Annotated in this window: 14 protein-coding genes; 9 read left to right on the top strand and 5 right to left on the bottom strand. The window is 67.1% G+C overall.

The annotated features are described in order from the left end of the window. Positions 1-30: 30 nt before the first annotated feature. From betC to maiA, 8 genes are all read left to right on the top strand, one after another. On the top strand, positions 31-1548 hold the full coding sequence (gene betC, locus FHT19_RS18745; RefSeq protein WP_169476318.1) for a choline-sulfatase: 1518 nt from the start codon (positions 31-33) through the stop codon (positions 1546-1548). A 32-nt stretch (positions 1549-1580) separates the two neighbouring features. Beyond that, complete coding sequence (locus FHT19_RS18740) at positions 1581-2786, top strand: MFS transporter (protein ID WP_169476317.1); 1206 nt, start codon at positions 1581-1583, stop codon at positions 2784-2786. A 33-nt stretch (positions 2787-2819) separates the two neighbouring features. Continuing rightward, positions 2820-3554, top strand: a complete 735-nt coding sequence (hutC, locus tag FHT19_RS18735) for a histidine utilization repressor (protein ID WP_169476316.1) — start codon at positions 2820-2822, stop codon at positions 3552-3554. A gap of 35 nt (positions 3555-3589) precedes the next feature. Further along, positions 3590-4051: an Lrp/AsnC family transcriptional regulator gene (locus tag FHT19_RS18730; RefSeq protein ID WP_211184971.1), complete on the top strand. Its 462-nt coding sequence runs from the start codon at positions 3590-3592 to the stop codon at positions 4049-4051. A gap of 153 nt (positions 4052-4204) precedes the next feature. Beyond that, complete coding sequence (gene hppD, locus FHT19_RS18725) at positions 4205-5311, top strand: 4-hydroxyphenylpyruvate dioxygenase (RefSeq protein WP_168557704.1); 1107 nt, start codon at positions 4205-4207, stop codon at positions 5309-5311. Further along, positions 5311-5880 carry a VOC family protein gene (locus FHT19_RS18720; RefSeq protein ID WP_248290555.1) on the top strand — a complete coding sequence of 190 codons (570 nt, stop codon included), beginning with the start codon at positions 5311-5313 and terminating at the stop codon, positions 5878-5880. Before hppD ends, FHT19_RS18720 begins: the two co-directional genes overlap by 1 nt. Beyond that, complete coding sequence (fahA, locus tag FHT19_RS18715) at positions 5877-7169, top strand: fumarylacetoacetase (RefSeq protein ID WP_248290554.1); 1293 nt, start codon at positions 5877-5879, stop codon at positions 7167-7169. The genes FHT19_RS18720 and fahA overlap by 4 nt, the downstream gene beginning before the upstream one ends. Next, positions 7162-7818: a maleylacetoacetate isomerase gene (maiA, locus tag FHT19_RS18710; RefSeq protein ID WP_169476313.1), complete on the top strand. Its 657-nt coding sequence runs from the start codon at positions 7162-7164 to the stop codon at positions 7816-7818. The genes fahA and maiA overlap by 8 nt, the downstream gene beginning before the upstream one ends. A gap of 13 nt (positions 7819-7831) precedes the next feature. Here the strand turns inward: maiA and FHT19_RS18705 are convergent, their stop codons facing one another. Next, complete coding sequence (locus tag FHT19_RS18705) at positions 7832-8146, bottom strand: hypothetical protein (protein WP_168557707.1); 315 nt, start codon at positions 8144-8146, stop codon at positions 7832-7834. 325 nt (positions 8147-8471) lie between these two features. Here FHT19_RS18705 and FHT19_RS18700 point away from each other — a divergent pair, with 325 nt between their 5' ends. After that, positions 8472-10094: a tannase/feruloyl esterase family alpha/beta hydrolase gene (locus FHT19_RS18700; RefSeq protein ID WP_169476312.1), complete on the top strand. Its 1623-nt coding sequence runs from the start codon at positions 8472-8474 to the stop codon at positions 10092-10094. On the opposite strand, the gene FHT19_RS18695 is transcribed toward FHT19_RS18700, so the two are convergent. From FHT19_RS18695 to FHT19_RS18680, 4 genes are read right to left on the bottom strand one after another with little or no spacing between them, the layout of a single operon-like run. Then, positions 10046-11524: an efflux transporter outer membrane subunit gene (locus FHT19_RS18695; protein ID WP_169476311.1), complete on the bottom strand. Its 1479-nt coding sequence runs from the start codon at positions 11522-11524 to the stop codon at positions 10046-10048. The genes FHT19_RS18700 and FHT19_RS18695 overlap by 49 nt on opposite strands. Then, positions 11524-14712: an efflux RND transporter permease subunit gene (locus FHT19_RS18690; RefSeq protein ID WP_169476310.1), complete on the bottom strand. Its 3189-nt coding sequence runs from the start codon at positions 14710-14712 to the stop codon at positions 11524-11526. Before FHT19_RS18690 ends, FHT19_RS18695 begins: the two co-directional genes overlap by 1 nt. Further along, positions 14709-17846: an efflux RND transporter permease subunit gene (locus FHT19_RS18685; RefSeq protein ID WP_168557711.1), complete on the bottom strand. Its 3138-nt coding sequence runs from the start codon at positions 17844-17846 to the stop codon at positions 14709-14711. The genes FHT19_RS18690 and FHT19_RS18685 overlap by 4 nt, the downstream gene beginning before the upstream one ends. Next, the gene (locus FHT19_RS18680) at positions 17843-19126 is read right to left on the bottom strand and encodes an efflux RND transporter periplasmic adaptor subunit (protein ID WP_169476309.1); all 1284 of its coding nucleotides are present in this window, start codon (positions 19124-19126) and stop codon (positions 17843-17845) included. The genes FHT19_RS18685 and FHT19_RS18680 overlap by 4 nt, the downstream gene beginning before the upstream one ends. Positions 19127-19217: the final 91 nt, after the last annotated feature.

The following is a 19217-nucleotide window of genomic DNA, read 5'->3' as shown; positions in this document are numbered from 1 at the left end:
CTTCCGATTTGCCAGGGTGGATTGCGGGGCATGACCGAAAAGCCGAACTTCCTCGTTCTCATGGCAGACCAGTTGATGGCCGATGCGCTGCCGTTCCTGGGGCAATGGCCGGTGCACGCCCCGCGGATGGCGGCGCTGGCCGAACGCGGGGTGGTGTTCGCCAATGCCTATTGCCCGAGCCCGCTGTGCGCGCCATCGCGCTTTTCGCTCTTGGCCAGCCAATTGCCCTCGCGCATCGGCGCGTATGACAATGCGGCCGACTTTGCCGGCGATACACCCACGATCGCCCACTATCTGCGTGCCGGCGGGTGGCACACGATCCTGTCGGGCAAGATGCACTTCGTGGGCGCAGACCAGTTGCACGGGTTTGAAGAGCGGCTGACGACCGACATCTATCCCGCCGACTATGGCTGGACCCCGGATTGGACGCGGCCCGAACACCGCCCCACCTGGTATCATTCGATGGACTCGGTGGTTACCGCCGGGCCCACGGTGCGCACCAACCAGATCGATTTCGACGAAGAAGTGGTCTTTACCACGCGGCGCAAGCTGTTCGACATCGCCCGCAATCCGGCGGCACGGCCGTTTTTCCTGGTTGCCTCGCTCACCCATCCGCACGATCCCTTTGCCATCCACCGCCGCTACTGGGATCTGTATGAAGGCGTCGACATTCCCATGCCCCGCCTGGGGCGCGCCGACGTGGCCGACGATCCCCACGCGCAGCGCCTGCGCCATATTTGCGGCACCGATCTGATGCCGGTGACCGAGGATCAGGTGCGCGCCGCGCGCCGCGCCTATTTCGGGGCGATCAGCTTCGTCGACGAGCAGTTCGGCCTGATCCTAGACACGCTGGAGGAAACCGGGCTGGCCGACAACACCGTGGTGCTGGTCTGCGGCGATCACGGCGAGATGCTGGGCGAGCGTGGGCTGTGGTACAAGATGAACTTCTTCGAGAACGCCGCACGTGTGCCGCTCTTGGTCCATGCCCCGGCGCGCTTTGCCCCAGCGCGGGTGGATGCGGCTGTCTCGACACTCGACATCCTGCCCACCTTGCTCGATCTTGCTGGCCTGCCGCCGGCCGATGCCGCCCCGGTCGACGGGCAGAGCCTGGTGCCGCACCTGCAGGGCGAGCAGGGCCATGACGAGGCCTTGGCCGAATACCTGGGCGAAGGGGCGATCGCGCCGGTGGTGATGATCCGGCGCGGGGACTGGAAGTTCATCCATTGCCCCGCCGATCCCGACCAACTTTACAACCTGGCGCAAGACCGCGACGAAACCCGCAACCTGGCCAATGATCCGGCGCATGCCGCATTGGTGGCCAGCCTGCGCGAGGAAGTGGCCGCGCGCTGGGACCTGCCCACCATCGCTGCGCAAGTCGTGGCCAGCCAGCGCCGGCGCCATCTGGTGGCCCAGGCCAATGCCACTGGCACGCTGACCCATTGGGATCACCAGGTGCCGCGCGATGCGTCACGCGAATATATCCGCGCGCACATGGACCTGGAATTGCTGGAAGCGGTTGCCCGTTTCCCGCGCGTGCGCTTCGATTGATCGCAAGGGGGGACGGGGCAATGGGGGCAGGCATGGTGCAGCAGACCGACAAGGGCCCCGCAACTGCCCCGCCGGGCCCGGCGGCACCGCGCGCCGGCCTCACTCTGGCAGCGATCGGCGCCGGCACGGCAGCGGCGCATATCGGCAACAATTTCACCACCTATCTCGTGGGTGGATTGATCGACGCCTATGGTTTTTCCGCCAGCGCGATGGGGCTGTTCGCCATGCTGGAAACGCTCGCCTATGGCGCGGCCATGCTGGGCGTGGCGCGCTGGGGCGGCGGGGGCGGCGTGGTCGGGGGGCCACGCCGCCTTGCGCTGGCCAGCACCGTGCTGGTGGTCTTGGCGCAGGCGCTGTCGGGGCTGGGGGGCAACCTGCCGCTGCTCCTGGCCGGACGGCTGGTCACCGGCTTCGGCTTTGGCCTGATGAACGGCGCGGTGAACCTGGCAGCGGGGCAGACGGCGCATCCGGCACGGGCGATTTCGGTGGGCATCGCCTGCCAGACGGTGCTGTTTGCCGTGGTCAACATCGTCTTGCCCGAAGTTTCCGCGCATCATGGCCTGGCCGCGATGTTTGCCGCGCTGGCCTTGCTTTCGGCGGTTCTGGGCCTGGGCGCCATGGCACTGCCGGGTGCGGCGCGCGCCGGCCACGCTGCAATGGCGGCGCGCCAGCCGATGACGCGGGCGGGCTGGCGTCTCTTGTTCGCCATGGGCCTGTTTGCCGGGGGAAGCCTGTCGATCTGGCCGTTCATGGAACGCGCCGGCCACGCCATCGGCCTGGCGGCCACCACGTTTGGCCGCTACCAATCGCTGGCCACGATCGCCAGCGCGCTGGGCAATGCCGCGCTTGCCGTGGTGATCACCCGGCTGCCGCGCCGGGCCCTGCTGGCGGGCGGGTTGGTGGCCTGCGCGGTTTCCTGTGCTTTGCTTACCACGGCCAGCCTGGCCTGGGTCTTTGCCGTGGCCCTGGTGGTGTTCAACGCCAGCTGGTTCATTGCCTATCCCATGCTGTTGGGCCTGGCCTATGACGAAGCGCCCGACGGCCGGCTGGCGGTGATGATGACGGCCACCTGGCTGCTGGCACAATCGGTGGGGGCGCTGGCCGCTGGCGTACTGGCCGATGCCACCGGATCGTTTGCCGGGGTTGGCCTGGTCGGCTTTGCCGGCTGCGCCCTGGCACTGCTGCTGACACTGCCCATGGCGCGCAGCCCGGCGCGGCCAGCGGCCCTCGCATCTTGACAGCGCCGCCCTGGCCCTCTCTGTGCTGGGGCAATGACCGCATCCACGCCCCCATTGCCCGCCGCCCTGCCGATGCACGAGCGCATCCGCCAGGAAATCGAGGCGCGCATCATGGCGGGCGAACTTCGTCCGGGCGAGCGCATCCCGTCCGAACTCGAACTCATGGCGCATTATGGCTGCGCGCGGATGACGGTGAACAAGGCGCTCTCGCGCCTTGCCGAAAGCGGCCTGCTGGAACGGCGCAAGCGGGCGGGCACGTTCGTGGCGCGGCCGCGCACGGTCTCGATGGTGCTCGACATTCCCGACCTCGCGCTCGAAGTGCAGGGGCGCGGGCAGGTCTATGGCTTTCGCCTGCTTTCGCGCAGCCTGGGGGACACCGCCAGCGACCGCGAGGCGGCGGCCGAACTGGGTGACGTTGGGCCGATCCTGCGGCTTTCAGGCCTGCACCTGGCCGATGGCGCGCCGCTCGCCGTGGAAGAGCGCGTGACCAACCTGGCGCTGGTGCCGGGGATGGCGGATGTGGATTTTACCGCCGATCCCCCCGGTGGCTGGCTCTTGCGCCATATCCCCTGGACCGAGGCGGAAAACCGCATCGGCGCGCTTGCCGCCAGCCGCGAACAGGCCAAGGCGCTGGGCATTCCCGCCGGATCGCCCTGCCTGGTGGTGGCGCGCCACACGTGGCGCGGGGCGGACAGCGTCACCTTCGTGCGCCAGGTTTTCGTGGCCGGCGCCTATGAACTCGTCGCGCGGTTCGGGCCGGCGCGGTAGTTGCACAATTTGCGCGCCTGATGCACGATTGGCGCATGGATCGCACAGACCTTCGCATTCTTGCGCAGCTTCAGGCCGATGCCTCGGCCAGCCATGCCGACTTGGCCGAGGCCGTGCACCTCTCCCCCTCGCAATGTTCGCGCCGCATTGCGCGCCTGCGCGAAACGGGGGTGATCCGGGGCCAGGTGGCCTTGCTGGACGAAGCGGCGCTGGGGCTGGGCGTGGAAGCCTATGTCACGGTGACGATGGCATCTTATGCGCGCGAGGTGGTGGGCGGCTTTCACGAACGCATCGCAGGGCTCACCGCCGTGGTCGATTGCTGCGCCTTGACCGGAGACGCCGACTACCTCCTGCGCATCGTCGCCACCGACCTGGCCGCGTTCACCCGCCTGATCAACGACGAGATCCTGGGCCATGGTGACGTCGCCAACTTGCGCTCGTCCATCGTGCTCGACCGGATCAAGCGCACCACGGCCTTGCCCTTGCCGCGCGGTTGACGCGTAGAATGGTGCTTTTCTGCGTTAGTCACGCATATTTAGGGGTTTTTCCTCGTAACTTCGCGCGGAACGTGCATCGGCTTTGGAGTAGACTGCCAGGGTCAAGCCGGCCGCTTTTGATGGCCGGCACCTGCTGGTGGAGAGACACGCGCCATGGCCGCATCGACCGATCTTTTCGACAATCCCCTGGGCCTTGATGGGTTCGAGTTCATCGAGTTTGCCAGCGCCGAACGCGGCAGCCTGGGCCCGGTGTTTGCGCGCATGGGATTTACCCACATCGCCAACCACCGCAGCAAGGATGTGGAACTGTGGCGCCAGGGCGGCATCAACCTGATCGCCAACTATGAGACCCGCAGCCCGGCCGCCTATTTCGCCGCCGAGCATGGCCCTTCGGCCTGCGGCATGGGCTGGCGCGTGCGCGATGCGGCCAAGGCCTATGCCGCGGCGCTCGACCGCGGGGCCGAGCCGGTGGAAGTGCAGACCGGGCCGATGGAATTGCGCATTCCCGCCATTCGCGGCATTGGCGGGTCGATCATCTATCTCGTCGACCGCTATCACGGCGGCCAGTTCGGCGATCTTTCGATCTACGATATCGATTTCGTGTATCTGCCCGGCGTGGACCGCCAGCCCAAGGGCGCGGGCTTCCACACCATCGATCACCTCACCCACAACGTCTATGGCGGGCGCATGGCGCACTGGGCCAGCTTCTACGAGCGCGTCTTCGGCTTCCGCGAGATCCGCTATTTCGACATCAAGGGCGAATATACCGGCCTTACCAGCCGGGCGATGACCGCGCCCGATGGCAAGATCCGCATTCCCTTGAACGAGGAATCGCAGAAGGGCGGCGGCCAGATCGAGGAATTCCTGCGCGCCTACAACGGCGAGGGCATCCAGCACATCGCCTTTGCCTGTGATGACCTGATTGCCGGATGGGACACGCTCAAGGCCAGCGGCACCCCGTTCATGAGCGCGCCGCCGGCCACCTATTACGAGATGCTGGAAGAGCGCCTGCCCGGCCATGGCGAGCCGGTGGACGAATTGCAAAAGCGCGGCATCCTGCTCGATGGCTCCACCGTGCAGGGCGATCCGCGCCTGCTGCTGCAGATCTTTTCCGAAACGCAGGTCGGGCCGGTGTTCTTCGAATTCATCCAGCGCAAGAAGGACGAGGGCTTTGGCGAAGGCAACTTCACCGCCCTGTTCGAAAGCATGGAGCGCGATCAGCTGCGCCGTGGCGTGCTGAAAGTGGGGGAGGACGCCTGATGGCCATGGCCCAGACCCAGGCCCCGCTGCTGGGCGGGGTGCACCACGCGGCCTATCGCTGCCGCGATGCCAAGGAAACCGTGGAATGGTATGCCCGCGTGCTGGGCATGGCCTATACCACTGCCTTTGCCGAGGATCACGTGCCCTCCACCGGCGCGTTCGATCCCTATATGCACGTGTTCCTCGATGCTGGCGGCGGCAACGTGCTGGCTTTCTTCGAGCTGCCCAACCAGCCCGAGATGGGCCGCGATCCGGCCACGCCCGCGTGGGTGCAGCACCTGGCGTTCAAGGTGGCGGACGAGGCCGCGCTGCTGAGCGCCAAGGCGCATATCGAGGCGCAGGGCATCGATGTGCTGGGCCCCACCTGGCACGGGCTGTTCAAGTCTATCTATTTCTTCGATCCCAATGGGCACCGGCTGGAACTGGCGTGTGACATCGGCACGGATGAGCAAGTGGCCAAGGCGCGCGAGGTGGCCCCGGCCATGCTGGAAGAATGGGCGCAGACCCGCCGTGCGCCGCGCCACGCTGCGTGGTTGCACGAGCAGCCTGGCGAGGAGCCGCAGGCGTGATCGACCATACCCACGATCCCCGCGCGCAAAGCTGGGTGGAGGGCGCTGCCGGCCATCCCGATTTCCCGGTGCAGAACCTGCCGCTTGGCGTGTTTTCCCTGGGCGAGGGCGAGCCCCGGCGCATCGGCACGGCAATCGGTGGCCATGTGCTCGACCTGGCGGGCCTTGCCGCCGATGGCGCTTTGCCACAGGGCTTGGCCACGGCGCTGGCCCAGCCCACGCTCAACGCGCTGTTTGCGTTGGACGATGCGGAGCGGGTGGCGCTGCGCCATGCGCTGTTTGCGCTGCTGTCGAGCGAGCGATGCCGGCTGAAAGTGACGCCGCACCTCCATCGCAGCGAGGACGTGGCGCTGCATCTGCCCTTTGCCATCGGCGATTACACCGATTTCTACGTGGGCATTCACCACGCCACGGCCATCGGCAAGCTGTTCCGGCCGGATAATCCGCTGCTGCCCAACTACAAGCATGTGCCGATCGGCTATCATGGGCGCGCCTCGTCCGTGCGGGTTTCGGGCACGCCGGTGACGCGGCCGTGGGGCCAGCTCAAGGCGCCCGATGCGCCAGCGCCGGTGCATGCGCCGTGCCGCCGGCTGGACCACGAGCTGGAACTGGGCCTGTGGATCGCCGGGGATAACGCGCTGGGCGAGCCGGTGCCGATCGACACGGCCTGGGACCGGATCGGCGGGCTGTGCCTGCTCAACGATTGGTCTGCGCGCGATATCCAGGCCTGGGAATACCAGCCGCTGGGGCCATTCCTGGCCAAGAACTTTGCCACCACGGTATCGCCCTGGGTGATCACCGCGCAGGCGCTGGCGCCGTTTCGCATGGCCGCTGCGCCCCGGCCCGACGGCGATCCGCAGCCCTTGCCCTATCTGCGCGAAGGTGGGGAGGGCGCGCTTTCGATCACGCTGGAAACCACGCTGCACACCGCCGCGATGCGCGCGGCGGGGCTGGCGCCGCATCGGCTGAGCCAGGGCAACGCGTTTGACGCGATGTATTGGACACCCGCGCAGATCGTGGCGCACCATGCCTCGAACGGCTGCGATCTGCACGCGGGCGATCTGCTGGGCACCGGCACGCTTTCCGGGCCCACGCCAGACAGCGCAGGCAGCCTGATGGAACTGAGCCAGGGCGGCAAGGCGCCGCTGGCTCTGCCCGGCGGGGAAACCCGCACGTTTCTGGAGGACGGGGACGAACTGGCGCTGCACGCGCGGGCCGAGCGGGACGGTTATGCCACGATCGGCTTTGGCCCGTGCGTGGGCCGGATCGCGGCGGCGCGCCATGCCTGACCTGACGCTGCACGGTTATTGGCGATCCAGCGCGGCATGGCGCGTGCGCATCGCGCTGGCGCTCAAGGGCTTGCCCTATGCCACCGTGGCGCACGATCTGCGCACTGGTGCGCAAGCTGCAGCGGCCTATCGCGCGTGCAATCCGCAGGGGCTGGTGCCGGCGCTGGACACGGGGGAGGGCGAGGAAGCGCCGCTCACCCAATCGCTGGCGATCATCGAATGGCTGGAGGAAACCCAGGCCCAGCCCGCGCTGTTGCCGGCCGATCCCTTGGGGCGGGCGCGGGTGCGGGCCATGGCCCAGGTGATTGCCTGCGACGTCCATCCGCTGGGCAACTTGCGCGTGCTCAAGGCCTTGCGCGGCGATCTGGGTGCCGATGAGGCGCAGGTTGCGGCGTGGCTGGCACGCTGGATGGGGGATGGGTTCGCCGCCTTGGAAACCATGGTGGCACAATGGGGTGGGGCCTTCGCCTTTGGCGATGCGCCCGGCCTTGCCGATTGCTGCCTGGTGCCGCAGATTTACGCTGCGCGCCGGTTTGGCGTGGGCCTGGACGCCTATCCCCGTCTGGTGGCGATCGACGCCCGCTGCGCCGGCCTTGCCGCCTTTGCCATGGCACATCCGGCCGCGCAGGCCGATGCCGATCCGTCCTGACGCTTAGAGCGCGCTAATCGCCGGGCGAAAGCGGCGCGATCGGGATTGGCATGGCCGGCACGGGAAAGGGAAACCGTCCATCCTGGACTGTCTCTTCCAGGCTGCTGGCATTGAGCACCAGGCCCTTTTCGGTGACGACGCGAAAACTTCTGCGGGTATCCAGGTCCCAGCGCAGCATCAGCCGGACGATTTTGGCCAGGGGTTCGGGGCGCACGCTTTCCACCCTCGTGAAAGTCGAGCTTGGAAACGGTGACAGGCCATCCTCACCTGGATCGGCGTCGGGTGCGGACCATTCCAGCCAGGCGCGCTCCGTCCAATCGATGTGCATGGCGGCCCCCGTGTTGTTGGCGCCGTGTTATTGCGGTGCCAAATGAAACTTTCTGCCAGTCGAAAGAAGCGGTCCCGGACCAAACCATAGACGTTTGGGGCCAAAAAGCAATTGCTTGCCAAAATGGCGGCATGTTCTTGCGATCCGATATATTGCATTGCACCAATTGCTCGATCGGCTGAGTACCTGACGCCGTGCGCAGACACGAGCCGGGCGGGCATGCCGGGTGCAAAGTGGCGAAGGGATTGAAGGCCACGGCCTTTTATGAAATGAAGCCAGGGAAATCCTAACAAACGTGAAGGTTGGGATGACCGGGAGATAGGGAATGGCCAAGCGAATGGGCCTGATGGCCGCACGGCCTGCCATACTGATGGCCATGCTGGCGGTGCCAGGCGTGGCTTTGGCCCATGGCGCGCCAACGACAGCCCTGGCCAATCGCTGCCCCGCGCTGGCCGGCGCACGGTTTGCGCCAGCCGACGGCGGCCGCCCCGTGCAGATCCTGGCGGCGCGATTGGTGCCGGCCAGTGCCGCAGCGCCCGCGGCGCAAGGCGAGACGATGCCCGCATTGCCCGCCCATTGCCAGGTGACCGGCGTGATCGATCCGCGCACGGGCGCCCATGGGAAGCCCTATGGCATCCGTTTCGAAGTCAACCTGCCGCTTGCCTGGAACGGCCGCTTTCTGTTGCAGGGTGGGGGCGGGCTCAACGGCACGGTGCGGCCGGCAGTGGGCAGCGACGCGGCCGGCACGGTGCCGGCACTGGCGCGTGGCTTTGCCGTGGCCAGCCATGACAGCGGGCACCAGGGCGCCGTGTTCGATGCCGCATTCCGTGCTGACCAGCGCGCCACGCTCGATTTCGCGCAAGCCGCCGTACCGGCCGTGGCGCAACTGGGCAAGGCGATTGCCGCGCGGTTCTATGGGCGGGCGCCCTCACGCAGCTATATGGCGGGCTGCTCCACCGGCGGGCGTGAGACGATGCTGGCCATGGAACGCTATCCCACGCTGTTCGATGGCCTGGTGATTGGTGCGCCGGCCATGCGCACCGGCTTTTCCAACCTGGGCACGTCTTATGCCAAGGTCATGTTCAACCAGGCCGCGCCGCGCGATCCGCAGGGGCTGCCCATGCCCGACAAGGCCTTTTCCCCGGCCGATCGCAAGACGATCCGTGACGGCTTGCTGGCGCAATGCGATGCGCTGGACGGGCGGGCCGATGGCATGATCATGGCCGTGGCGCAGTGTCACTTTCGCCCGGCCGCGCTGCAATGCCGGGAAGGCCAGCAGAGCGGATGCCTGAGCGCGGGCCAGGTGAATGCGCTCACCCGCGCCTTTGCCGGGCCACGCGACGCGGCCGGCCATCCGCTCTATGCCCCGGTGCCGTTCGATACCGGCGTGGTCGATACGGCCGGGCCGATTTCCGGTTATATCGCCGACGGGCGGAGCGATATCCTGGGGCCACCCAATCGTGACCTGGCGATCGATCTCGATGCCCGCGCTGCCGTGATCCGGGCCGATTGGATGCAGGCGCTGACCGATACCGATGGCTGGACCGACCTTGGCACGTTCCTGGGCCATCAGGGCAAGGTGCTGTTTTACCATGGTGTCAGCGACCCGTGGTTCTCCGCGCTCGACACGCTCGATTACTGGCAGCGGGCGGGGAAGAGCAATGGCGCGGCCTGGGCGCAGGGCAGCCGGTTCTACATGGTGCCGGGCATGGCCCATTGCCGCGGCGGCGATGCGTTCGACCGGTTCGATCTGCTGGGCGCCGTGGTCGATTGGGTGGAACAGGGCAAGGCGCCCGCTGGCGTGGTCGCCACGCGCAGCGCGGGCACGGCGGCGCGGCCGCTCTGCCCCTGGCCGTCTTACGCCCGGTATCGCGGGGGTGATCCGGCGCTGGCGGAAAGCTATTCTTGCGCTGACGCGGGCGCGGGGGGCACTGAGGCGGGCGGCTGATCGGTCCACCGGCCGCCCACGGCCTGGGCCAGGGAAATGGCGGCGGTCTGGCGATCGATCACCGCCTGGATTTCCGTCTGCCGGGCCGAAAGCGCCGCGGTCTGCGCGGTGATGACCGAGGCATAATCGACCAGGCCATTGCGGTACTGGTTGTTGGCGATGGTTTCGGCCTTGCTTGCCGAAGCGGTCGCTTCCGTCCGGCGCTGCGCCACCTCGGCCAGCACGCGCGTGCCGGCCAGATTGTCTTCCACCTGCTGGAACGCGGTGAGCACGGTCTGGCGATAGGTGGCCACGGTCTGGTCATACTGCGCGCGCGCCTGCACCACCGCGCCGTGGCGGGCGCCGAAATCGAGCAGGGTCATCGCGCCGCTCACGCCCAGCGACCATAGGCTGGTGGCCGCGCGAAACAGCTGGTCGATCACGCTGCTGTTGGTGCCCACGCTGCCCGACAGCGTGACCTGGGGGAAATAGGCGGCCTTCTGGATGCCGACATTGGCATTGGCGGCAGCGACGCGGCGTTCGGCCGCGGCGATATCGGGCCGGCGTTGCAGCAGGGCGGCGGGCACTTGCGCCGGGATTTCGGGCACGACCGGCTGCCATTCGACCGGCGCCAGCGCGAACGTGGAGGGATTTTCCCCCACCAGCACGGCAATGGCGTGTTCCAGCACGGCGCGCTGGCGATCGAGATCGGCGCGCGTGGCCTGGGCATTGCTCAGCGTGGTCTGCGCCTCGAACACGTCGGAATGCGCAACGGTGCCCGCATTGTACTTGTTGGTGGCGATGGTCAGCGCACGGGTATAATCGGCCACGGTGCGATCGAGCAGCACCCGCTGTGCATCGATGCCGCGAAGCTGCACATAGTTCGTGGCGAGTTCGCCTTGGGCGGAAAGCGTGGCGTTGGCGAGGTCGCCCTCGCTGGCCTGGGCACTGGCTTTGGCCTGGCTCAGCGTGTTGCCGAGGCGCCCCCACAGGTCGGGCTCCCAACTGGCGCCGATGGACAGCGAATAGCGCGAAACCGCAGCGCCGGTGTTGGTGGTGGTCGCGCCGGTGCCGCCGGTCACGGTTTCACCCTCGAAGGTTTGCGAGCGGGTGCCGCTGACCGAACCGGTGAGCGAGGGAAACAGGGCGGAGCGCTGCACCTGGACGAGGCCGCGCGCGGCCTGGTACGCGGCGCGATAGCTCGCCACGTTCTGGTTGGTGACCGCAACGCGCCGCTCCAGATCATCGAGCACGGGATCGCGGAACAAGTCCCACCAGGCGCCGCGGGCCACCGCATCCGATGGCGTGGCCACGGCCCAGCCTGGCTCTTCCTTGAACTGCGCAGGGATCGCCACGCTGGTGGGCACGCGATAGGCGGGCGCCATCGAGCAGCCGGTAAGCAGCAGGCCGGGAATGACGAGCGCGGAAAGGCGGGAAGAAGGCGCGCGCATCAGGCGGGTACTCCTTGGATGGGGGCCGGCGGCGCCGCACGGCGGGGGCGGCGGCGGAAGCGGTCGAGGGCGAGATAGACCACCGGGGTGGTCATCAGGGTCAGCACCTGGCTGGCGACAAGACCGCCAAAGATGGCGATGCCCAGCGGTCGGCGCAGTTCGGCCCCGTCGCCAAAGCCGATGGCGAGCGGCAAGGCGCCGAGCGCGGCAGCCAGCGTGGTCATCAGGATCGGGCGGAAGCGCTTGAGGCAGGCCTCGCGCACGGCGTCCACCGGGGCAAGGCCCTCGTTGCGCTCGGCCTCCAGCGCGAAATCGATGATCATGATCGCGTTCTTCTTCACGATGCCGATCAGCAGGATGATCCCGATCAGGGCGATGATGTCGAACTGCCCGCCGCTGGCGATCAGCGCGATCATCGCCCCCACCCCGGCCGAGGGGATCGTGGAAAGCGCGGTGAGCGGGTGGATCGCGCTTTCATAGAGCATGCCCAGCACGATGTAGATCGCCACCAGCGCGGCCACGATCAACAGCGGCATGCTGGCAGTGGACTGGGCAAAGACTTTGGCCGTGCCGCCGAATTCGCCGTGCACGGTGGCGGGCAGGGCAAGGCTTGCCTGCACTTGTGCGATAAGTTGCGAGGCCTGGCCCAGCGAAACGCCCGGCGGCAGGTTGAACGAGATCGTGGCCGAAGGTTCGCCATCGGAATGGCTGACCGAGGCATCGGTGGAGCCGGTGTTCCAGCGCGCGATGGCTGAAAGCGGCGTCATCGTGCGGGCGCTGGTGCTGACGGCGCTGCCGCTCGCGACCAGGGCGCCGCCGGCCGCTGCACCGCCCGAGCCGGTGAGATTGGCGGCCGAGCTGGCCGAACTGATCGCATTGCCCACGGGCAGGTAGATGTTGTTCAACGCCTCAGGCGAACCATTGAACTGGCGATCGGCCTCCATCACCACGTGATACTGGTTGAGGCCGGAATAGATATTGGCCACCTGCCGCTGGCCGAACGCGTCATAAAGCGTGGCGTCCACCGTCTGCATCGGGATGCCCAGCCGCGCGGCGGCATCACGGTCCACCTCGACAAAGGCGTCGGCACCGGCATCCTGCTGGTCGATATCGACGTCGGTGATCAGGTCCCCATGGGTCTTGAGCGCGTCGACCAGCTTTTGCCCGGCGGCCTGGAGCACATCGGCGTGATCGGCCTTGAGCACGTATTGATAGGAGCTGTTGGTCTGCCGCCCGCCGGCCTGGAGATCCTGGACCGGATTGAGGAACAGGCTGACCCCGCGCACCCGCGCGAGCTTGGGCCGCAGCCGGGCGATCACTTCGGTGGCGGGCGGACGCTGCGAACGATCCTTGAGCGTGGCGAACAGGAACCCGCCGCCTGCGCGCGATCCGCCGGCGAACGAGACCACGGTATCGACCGCCGGATCGGATTTGACGATGCGGGTGATGCGGGTGAGCTTGTCCTGGAGATCGGCAAAGGAAATCGACTGGTCGGCGCGCACGCCGCCCATCAGGCCGCCGGTATCCTGCTGCGGGAAAAAGCCCTTGGGCGCGATGGCGATGAGCCAGACATTGAGCGCCACGGTCAGCACCAGCACCAGCATGACCAGGCCGCGATGGGCCAGCGCCCAATCGAGATTGCGGGCATAGCGCGCTTCGGACCATTCGACCCAGGCGCGCGCCTTGCGCATCACCCAGCTCTTGCTTTCCTGGCCATCGAGCAGGCGCGCGGCGAGCATCGGCGTGGTGGTAAGCGAAACGACCAGACTGATCGCCACGGCGACCGACATGGTCAGGGCAAATTCGCGGAACAGCCGCCCGACGAGGCCGCCCATGAAGATCAGCGGCACGAACACCGCCACCAGGCTGACCGAGATGGACATGACGGTAAAGCCCACCTCGCGCGCGCCGCGCAGCGCGGCGGGGATGGGTGCCATGCCTTCTTCCACATGGCGGCTGATGTTTTCGACCACGACGATGGCATCATCCACCACGAACCCGGTGGCGACGGTGAGCGCCATGAGCGAGAGATTGTCGAGCGAGAAGCCCGCCAGGTACATCACCCCCAGCGTGCCGAGCAGCGAGGCGACCACGGCGGCCGCCGGGATCAGCGTGGCGCGCCAGGATTGCAGGAACAGTCCCACCACCAGCACGACCAGCAGCGTGGCGATCAGCAGCGTCACTTCCACTTCGTGCAGCGAGGCGCGGATCGTGGCGGTGCGATCGGAGCCGATCGACAGATGAATGTCGGGCGGCAGCGCCGCCCTGAGCGCGGGCAACTGCGCCTTGAGCGCATCCACCGTTTCCACGATATTGGCGCCGGGCTGGCGGCTGATCAGGATGGGCACCGCGCGCTTGCCGTTGAACAGCCCCATGGTGCGCACATCTTCGGGGCCATCGGTGACGTTGGCAATGTCGGACAGGCGGACCGCCGCGCCATTGCGCCAGGCGATGACCGTATCGCGATAATCGGCCGCATGGCGCCCGGCCTGGTTGGAATAGACCTGGAAACTGCCATTGCCGGTATCGAGTATGCCCCGCGGGCGATTGGCGCTTTCCGATTGCAGTGCGGTGCGCACGTCTTCCAATGCAATGCCGGCGCGCGAAAGGGCCAGCGGATTGACCTCGATCCGCACCGACGGCAGCGCCGCGCCGCCCAGTTCCACATTGCCCACGCCCTGCACCTGGAGCAGTTTCTGCTGCACCACATTGGACACGGCATCATAGATTTCCGAAGGGCTGCGCGTGTCCGAGGTGAGCGCCAGGATCAGCACCGGCGCTTCGGCAGGGTTGGCCTTGCGATAGCTGGGATTGCTTTTTAGCGTGGCGGGCAGATCGGCGCGTGCGGCGTTGATCGCGGCCTGCACATCGCGCGCGGCGCCATCGATGTTGCGCGACAGATCGAACTGCAGCGTGATCTGGCTTGACCCGACGCCCGAGCGGGAGGTCATTTCCGTTACCCCGGCAATCGTGCCCAGATGCCGTTCCAGCGGCGCCGCTACGGTCGACGCCATGGTTTCGGGGCTGGCGCCAGGCAGGTTGGCCTGAACCATGATCGTGGGGAAATCCACCGCCGGCAGCGGCGCTACAGGCAGGTTGAAGAAGGCCGCCACGCCCGCCAGCATCAAGCCGATGGTGAGGAGCAGCGTGCCGACCGGGCGCCGGATAAAAGGCGCGGAAATGGTCATGCCGGGCGCGGCGCAGGGTTGGCGCGGTGCTTCTCGCGCCGCTCGCGCCAGCGTTCGAGGCCCAGGAAGATCACCGGCGTGGTGAACAGGGTGAGCACCTGGCTGAAGATCAGGCCGCCGGCAATGGCGATGCCCAGCGGCTGGCGCAGTTCATGGCCCATGCCCCCGCCAAAGATCAGCGGCAGCGCGGCAAACAGCGCGGCAAAGGTGGTCATCATGATCGGGCGGAAGCGCAAGTGCGCAGCCTGGCGGATGGCATGGTCCGGATCGGCGCCTTCCTCGCGCATGGCTTCGAGCGCGAAGTCGATCATCATGATCGCGTTCTTCTTGACGATGCCGATCAGCAGCACGATGCCGATGATGCCGATCACCCCAAGGCCCGATCCGGTGAGCCACAAGCCGAGCAGCGCGCCGATGCCGGCCGAGGGCAGGGTGGACAGGATCGTGATGGGATGGACGAAGCTTTCATAGAGCACGCCCAGCACGATATAGACCACGACGATCGCGGCGAGGATCAGCCACAATTCGTTCGAGAGCGAGGACTTGAACGCCGACGCCGCGCCCGAGAAATTGGTGGTGATGGCGGCCGGCATGCCGATGGTCTGCTCGGCCCGTTCGATCACGGAAACCGCCTTGCCCAGCGAGACGCCCGGTGCCAGGTCGAAGCCGATCGTGGCGGCGGGGAACTGTGCCTCGCGGCTGACGACAAGGGCAGTTGGGCCGGTGTGGATCGCAGCGACGGTGGACAGCGGCACTGTGGTGCCGTTGCTTAGCGGAATGCGCAATTCGCCCAGCGCCTGCGGGCTGGTGACCGAGCCGGGCTGGGCTTCGAGGATCACGCGGTTCTGGCTGGACTGGGTATAGATCGTGGACACGATGCGCTGGCCGAAGGCGTCATACAGCGCATTGTCGATCGTCAGCACCGACAGCCCGAGCCGCCCGGCGATGTCGCGGTTGATGTCCACCGTCACCGCCTGGCCGCCGCCCATCACGTTGGACGTGACGTTTTGCAGATGGGCATCGTTCTTGAGCGCCCCGGCGAGCTTCTCGCCCCACTGGTTGACCAGGTCCTCGTCTGCGCCTTGCAGCGAAAAGCGATAGGCGTTGACCCCGGTTGACGTGTCGATCGTCAGGTCCTGCACCGGGCGGAAATAGGTTTTCACCCCCACGATGCCGCTGGTCGCCTGGGTGAGGCTGTCGATCACGCTGGAAAGGTTGCCCCGGTCGCTTTCGCTTTTCAGGTTCACCACCATGCGCCCTTGCGAGAGCGTGGGGTTCTGCCCGTCCACCCCCACCGAGGAACTCAGGCTGTCCACGGCCGGATCGGCCAGCAGCGCCTGCGCCACCTGCTGTTGCAGCGCGCTCATCCGGGTATAGCCGATGTCCTGGCCGGCAACGGTCGTGACCGCGATCTGCCCGGTATCCTGCTCGGGAAACAGATCCTTGGGGATCACCCAGAACAGCACCCCGGTGATGACCAGGGTGGCGGCGAACACCGCCATGGTCAGCCCGCTGCGCGCCATGACCCAATCGAGCGCCGACACGTAGCGGGTGGCAAGGTTATCGAACCAGCCGCGGGTGGCGCGGGTGATGCGATACTGGCGTTCTTCATGTTCGGGCTTGAGCCAGCGGGCCGAGAGCATCGGCACCAGCGTGAGCGCGACCAGCGCGGAAATCAGGATGGTGACGGCCAGCGTCACGGCAAATTCGCGAAACAGGCGGCCGACCACGTCGCCCATGAACAACAGCGGGATCAGCACCGCGATCAGCGAAACGGTGAGCGAGATGATGGTAAAGCCGATCTCGCTGGCGCCTTTCAGCGCGGCCTCGAACGGCTTCATGCCCAGCTCGATATGGCGGGCGATGTTTTCCAGGACGACGATGGCATCATCGACCACGAAGCCCGACGCGATGGTCAGTGCCATCAGCGTGAGATTGTTGATCGAGAAATTCAGGAAATACATCGCCGCAAAGGCGCCCACGAGCGAGAGCGGCACGGCGATTGACGCCACCACCGTGGCGCGCAGCGAACCCAGGAACAGGAAGATCACCAGTGTGACGAGCACCACCGCCAGAACCAGTTCCATCCGCACATCAGCCACGGACGAGCGAATGCCGGCGGTGCGATCGGTCAGCAGCGTGACGTGCACGTCGGCCGGCAGTTGCGCTTCCAGTTCGGGCAGCGAGGCCTTGATCGCATCGACCGTGCCGATCACGTTGGCGCCGGGCTGGCGCTGCACGTCGAGCACCACGGCCGGCTGCCCATTCATCCACGAAGCAAGACGCGTATTCTCGGTAGCCTGGACCACGTTGGCCACGTCGGAAAGCCGCACCGGCGCACCATTGGCGAAGGCCACCACCAGGCTGCGATAGCTGGCCACGTCGGATAGCTGGTCGTTGGCATCGATCGTCCAGCTTTTGGTCGGCCCGTCGAAACTGCCCTTGGCCGCATTGGCATTGGCATTGGCAATCGCGCTGCGGATCGATTCCAGCGACAGGCCGCGCGCGGCGAGCGCCGGCACATTGGCCTGGATGCGCACGGCCGGGCGCTGCCCGCCCGACATGGAGACGAGGCCGACGCCCGAAACCTGGGAAATCTTGTTGCTGAACTGGCGTTCGACAATGCCTTGCACTTCGCCCAGCGGCCGGCTTTTCGAAGTAATGCCAAGGCTCAGGATCGGGGCGTCGGCCGGGTTGACCTTGGCATAGATCGGCGGGGCCGGCAGGTCGGTGGGCAGCAGGGTATTGGCCGCATTGATCGCCGCCTGGACTTCCTGCTCGGCAATGTCGAGCGAGAGGTCGAGCCGGAACTGCATGGTGATCACCGATGCCCCGGCCGAGGAGGCCGAGGTCATGCGCGTCAAACCCGGCATCTGGCCGAACTGCCGCTCAAGCGGGGAAGTAACGGTCAGCGCCATCACATCGGGGCTGGCGCCGGGGTAGAGCGTGGTCACCTGGATCGTGGGATAATCCACTTCCGGCAGGGCCGAGAGCGGCAGCATGCGATAGGCCACCAGGCCTGCCAGCAGGATCGCCACCATCAGCAGGGTGGTTGCCACCGGGCGCAGGATGAACAGGCGGGATGGCCCGCCGGGCTGGGCAGGGGCGGGCGCGTCAGGCGCGGGCGTGTTCATCCCGCGTTGCCGGAATTGGCGCCGGAATTGGCGCGGCGATGATGCTGGCCGTTGCCGCCGCCGCGATTGCCGCCGTTACCGCCCGCTCTGCCGCGCTTGCCGCTCTTGTTGATGCTGGCGCCGTCTTCCAGGCCATCGGCGCCTTCGATCACCACCGGCGTGCCGGCATTAAGGCCCGACAGGATGGCAAGGCGATCACCCGCCGTGGGCCCGACTTTCACGACGGTGAGCTTCACCGTGTTGTCAGGCTTTACCACGAAGACAAAATCGCCCTGGCTGCCGTGGCGCACTGCGCTGACCGGCACGGTGACCACGTCATGCAGCGTCTGCACCAGCATGGAGACATTCACGAAAGCGCCGGGGAACAACACGTTGCCGGCATTGGCAAAGCGCGCCTTGGCCTTGACCGTGCCGGTCGTGGCATCCACCTGGTTGTCGAACGTGAGGAAGCGGCCTGTGGCAAGGCGGGTGGCGCTGTTCTGGTCGCGCGCTTCCACCGGAAAGCCGCTGCCGGCGCCAGCGCCCTGGCCGATGGCGGAAAGCTGCGCCTGGGGCAGGGCAAAGCTGATGTCGATGGGATCGACCTGGGTGATCACCACCACGCCGTTGGTATCGGACGGGGTCAGGTAATTGCCGATATCCACCTGGCGAATGCCCACGCGGCCGGAAATCGGCGCCTTGATCGCGGTGTAGTCCAGGTTGAGCGCGGCCGTGCCGATGGCGGCGCGATCGGCCGCCACGGTGCCGACCAGCTGGCCCACCGTGGCGCGCTGGGTATCGACCTGCTGGCTGGCGATCGAATCCTGCTTGAGCAGCGTCTGGTAACGGTTGAGATCGAGGCGGGCCGAAACCAGCTGTGCCTCGTCGCGCGCGAGGTTGGCGCGCGCCTGGTCGAGCGCCAGGCGATAGGGCCGGGGATCGATCTGCGCCAGGACCTGCCCCTGGCGGACCATCTGCCCTTCCTGGAACATGATCTTGAACAGCACGCCCGAAAGCTGGGTTCGCACGGTCGCCGTGACGATGGGCTGCACCGTGCCGAGCGCGGCCACGGTCACCGGCACATCGGCCTTGGTGGCGGGCGCGATATTGACGGCGGCCGGCGGACGGCCACCGCGCTTGTCACCGCCGCCCTTGGCCAGCCAGCGCGCGCCCAGGGCCAGGCCCAGGAACACGGCGACAATCACCAGTGCGATCAGGACCGTGCGTTTGCGGTTGGCAGAGCGATGAACGGGCGGTTCTTGATCCGGGGAAACGGGGGTACTCGCGTCGGCAGCGCTCATTTAGCAAACCCTTGCAACACCTGCGACTCGACGGTCCCGGATCGAGCACCCGCGTTTTCGGCGATGGTCCGGCGCGGTGCAAGCCGTCTTG

Origin of the sequence: Novosphingobium sp. SG919 (assembly GCF_012932495.1) — a bacterium.
Taxonomy (GTDB): domain Bacteria; phylum Pseudomonadota; class Alphaproteobacteria; order Sphingomonadales; family Sphingomonadaceae; genus Novosphingobium; species Novosphingobium rhizosphaerae.
Note: the sequence above shows the minus strand (reverse complement) of the source record. Positions and strands in the feature narration are given on the sequence as shown.

Excerpts from the sequence above, each read along its gene's own strand:
- betC (WP_169476318.1), top strand. The coding sequence starts at position 31 with ATGACCGAAAAGCCGAACTTCCTCGTTCTCATGGCAGACCAGTTGATG.
- FHT19_RS18740 (WP_169476317.1), top strand. The coding sequence starts at position 1,581 with ATGGTGCAGCAGACCGACAAGGGCCCCGCAACTGCCCCGCCGGGCCCG.
- hutC (WP_169476316.1), top strand. The coding sequence starts at position 2,820 with ATGACCGCATCCACGCCCCCATTGCCCGCCGCCCTGCCGATGCACGAG.
- FHT19_RS18730 (WP_211184971.1), top strand. The coding sequence starts at position 3,590 with ATGGATCGCACAGACCTTCGCATTCTTGCGCAGCTTCAGGCCGATGCC.
- hppD (WP_168557704.1), top strand. The coding sequence starts at position 4,205 with ATGGCCGCATCGACCGATCTTTTCGACAATCCCCTGGGCCTTGATGGG.
- FHT19_RS18720 (WP_248290555.1), top strand. The coding sequence starts at position 5,311 with ATGGCCATGGCCCAGACCCAGGCCCCGCTGCTGGGCGGGGTGCACCAC.
- maiA (WP_169476313.1), top strand. The coding sequence starts at position 7,162 with ATGCCTGACCTGACGCTGCACGGTTATTGGCGATCCAGCGCGGCATGG.
- FHT19_RS18705 (WP_168557707.1), bottom strand. The coding sequence starts at position 8,146 with ATGCACATCGATTGGACGGAGCGCGCCTGGCTGGAATGGTCCGCACCC.
- FHT19_RS18700 (WP_169476312.1), top strand. The coding sequence starts at position 8,472 with ATGGCCAAGCGAATGGGCCTGATGGCCGCACGGCCTGCCATACTGATG.
- FHT19_RS18695 (WP_169476311.1), bottom strand. The coding sequence starts at position 11,524 with ATGCGCGCGCCTTCTTCCCGCCTTTCCGCGCTCGTCATTCCCGGCCTG.
- FHT19_RS18690 (WP_169476310.1), bottom strand. The coding sequence starts at position 14,712 with ATGACCATTTCCGCGCCTTTTATCCGGCGCCCGGTCGGCACGCTGCTC.
- FHT19_RS18685 (WP_168557711.1), bottom strand. The coding sequence starts at position 17,846 with ATGAACACGCCCGCGCCTGACGCGCCCGCCCCTGCCCAGCCCGGCGGG.
- FHT19_RS18680 (WP_169476309.1), bottom strand. The coding sequence starts at position 19,126 with ATGAGCGCTGCCGACGCGAGTACCCCCGTTTCCCCGGATCAAGAACCG.